Below are 2,795 nucleotides of genomic sequence, written 5' to 3'. Positions count from 1 at the left end.
GCCCGTCCACCAGCTTTGTCTGAAGGGCGGTATACAGCTCGTTGTAGTTGACCGCAGTCGGTCCAGCACCGAGTGCGGTGAATAGCGAAAGCAGGACCGGAGAGGTAGGAACCCGGATCCGGTACGCCTTCAGATCGCCCGGCTGGCGAATGGGCTTATACCAAGTCCCGATGAGGAGAACCCATCGCCGACGAACCCGGCTTCCCCGGGCTTGGAACCGCTGGGCCCTCTTCGTTTCGACAGGTTCTGATCATTGAGACTTGGTATTAGTGCCCGACGTGATATGCCTGAATCCGTTGTCGCCCGATTTCGCGGGGACGATCAGGCCAGCCTTTTCGATCTGCGCGCGGATAAACGAACCCATCTCGCCATCCATCGCCCGCCAGCCATCGTCATAGCTCTCAAAAGCAAAGCCCATATTCGCGACCGCGACCGCCGGCACGAACGGGGAGAGTATCGTGGGCGCGGTGTTGTAGATGTCGACCGCTCCGGATCGAACCTGGCTCATCAGGTCAGGATCTGATACCGTTGGCGAATTCGCTGGCTGCGCGTTGGCTTCTCTGTTGGAGGATCAGCTGAGGGGAGCCGCCATGTCGCTACGCCCTGCCGAGATCGCACCAGTCCCTGCCACGACCGCTCAGGTGGCGGTGGCGGCATTCCCTCGCGGCTGTGCTGCCATGCGCATGCGCGATGAACTGGGTGCGATTTACAACGACCAGATGTTCGCGTCTCTGTTCCCGGCGCGAGGTCAGCCGGCGTACTCACCCTGGCGCCTGGCCCTGGTGACGGTCCTGCAGTTCGCCGAGGGTCTGCCGGACCGGCAGGCAGCCGATGCGGTCCGTGGTCGGATCGACTGGAAGTATGCGCTCAGTCTGGAGCTGACTGATCCCGGGTTCGACTTCTCCGTGCTTTGCGAGTTTCGCGCCCGTTTGATCGCGGGCGGTCTCGAGCAGAGCCTGCTCGAGGCCATGCTGACGCGGTATCGTGAGCACGGCCTGCTGAAGGCACGCGGTCGGCAGCGCACCGACTCCACTCACGTGCTGGCCGCGGTGCGCAAGCTCAACCGCTTAGAGAACGTGGGCGAGATGCTGCGGGCCGCGCTCAACTCCCTCGCGGCGGCCGCGCCTGACTGGATGGCCCAGCATGCCGAACACGGCTGGGTCGATCGGTATGGACGTCGCGTCGAGGATTACCGGCTGCCCAAGGGTGAGGTTGCGCGCAGAGAACTTGCTGAAAGCATCGGCGCTGATGGGCACCGACTGCTCGCTGCCGTCTACGACCCGGCGGCTCCGATGTGGCTGCGCGACCTCCCGGCCGTGCAGGCGCTACGCCGGACCTGGGTGCAGCAGTTCTCCCTCCAGGAGGACAGGGTCAGCTGGCGGGACCGCGCTGACCTGCCGCCAGCAAGGGCGCGCCTTCACAGCCCCTATGACACGGATGCCAGCTTCGGCGACAAGGGCACCACGACCTGGATCGGCTATAAAGCGCACTTCACCGAGACCTGCGATGCAGATGCCCCGCACCTCATCACCAACGTCGTAACGACGCCGGCTCCGGTTCCGGACACGGCTGTGACGGCGCCTTTGCACGCCGCTCTTGCGGGAAAGAGCCTGCTGCCGCGGACGCATTTCATCGATGCCGGTTACGTCGATGCCGACCTGCTGCTGGACATCGGGGCAGAGCACGAGGTCGAGCTGATTAGCCCCATCCGCCCGGACGCGAGTTGGCAGGCCAAGGCCGGTCAGGGCTACGACATCTCTGCTTTCAGGATCGACTGGGACGCCCAGGTTGTGACCTGTCCACAGGGGCACAAGAGCATCAACTGGCTGCCGGGAGTAGATGATTGGGGGACCAAGCGCGTCCAAGCCGTCTTCGCAGACCGGGTCTGCCGCGCCTGCCCGAGCCGATCCCTCTGCACGCGGGCCAAGGTCGCCTCGCGCAGACTGACCTTCCGCCTCGAAGAGCGGCATGAGGCGATCCAGCGGGCGCGCCGGCACCAGCAGACACCGCAATGGCGCGCGCTCTACGGCGTGCGTGCCGGGATCGAGGGCTGCCTGTCACAGGCCATGCGGCTCTGCGGACTACGCCGCTCGCGCTACGTCGGCTTAGCCAAGGCTCACCTGCAGCATGTAGCGAGTGCGGCGGCCCTCAACGTCGTGCGCCTGGATGCCTGGCTGCAAGGCAGACCACGAACCATCACGCGCCGCTCACACCTTGTCCGCCTGATGGCCGCCTGACCTCCTACCCGGCGACTTCGCCAACGGTATCAGTTCGTGACCCTGCGCTTCTGCTCCGGGATGTGGCGGCGGCGGTCCTGGTTCAGCTTGAAGGGCAAGGTGGGCATCCGGGGGGCAGCAGGGGAGCCGCCCAGCTACTCCATCCCGGCCCCGGGCGCCACCGGCCGGATCCGTGCAACAACGTGATGTACGGCGGTCAGCCGCAGCCCCCGGCCGACAAACGTCAATGCTTGGCGAACCGGCCGAGCTTGCAGCGTCGCGGTCGACGCGGGTACGATCCGTTTCCTCCGCGGAGGCGTTCCTATGGCGGTCGGAACAAGACACGACCAAGCCTCAAGCCTGGGAGCGCGCGACCATCCTGGCGGTGCTCGCGCGGCGCGCCCGCGCAACAGCGGGACGCGGCCGCGATGAACCGGCGGCGCCGCGCACGGATTGCGCTCGCAATCCTCGGGGGGGCCATGCTCCTCGCGCTCGGCTACACGGCCTACGTCTGGAAACAGCCCGCTCCAATCCGCATTGCCTTCGCCAATTCCCTGACGGGCCCAACCAGTTCGCCGG

Annotated in this window: 1 protein-coding gene and 1 pseudogene; one reads left to right on the top strand and one right to left on the bottom strand. The window is 66.0% G+C overall.

The window, feature by feature from the left end; all coding sequences use genetic code 11:
* Positions 1-526: pseudogene (locus VGC56_RS03795) on the bottom strand (type 2 periplasmic-binding domain-containing protein); the annotation flags it as partial.
* A gap of 64 nt (positions 527-590) precedes the next feature.
* Here VGC56_RS03795 and VGC56_RS03790 point away from each other — a divergent pair.
* On the top strand, positions 591-2,237 hold the full coding sequence (locus tag VGC56_RS03790; protein ID WP_464123382.1) for an IS1182 family transposase: 1,647 nt from the start codon (positions 591-593) through the stop codon (positions 2,235-2,237).
* Positions 2,238-2,795: the final 558 nt, after the last annotated feature.

The sequence above is a fragment of the Allosphingosinicella sp. genome (assembly GCF_036403745.1).
Lineage (GTDB): Bacteria > Pseudomonadota > Alphaproteobacteria > Sphingomonadales > Sphingomonadaceae > Allosphingosinicella.
Note: the sequence above shows the minus strand (reverse complement) of the source record. Positions and strands in the feature narration are given on the sequence as shown.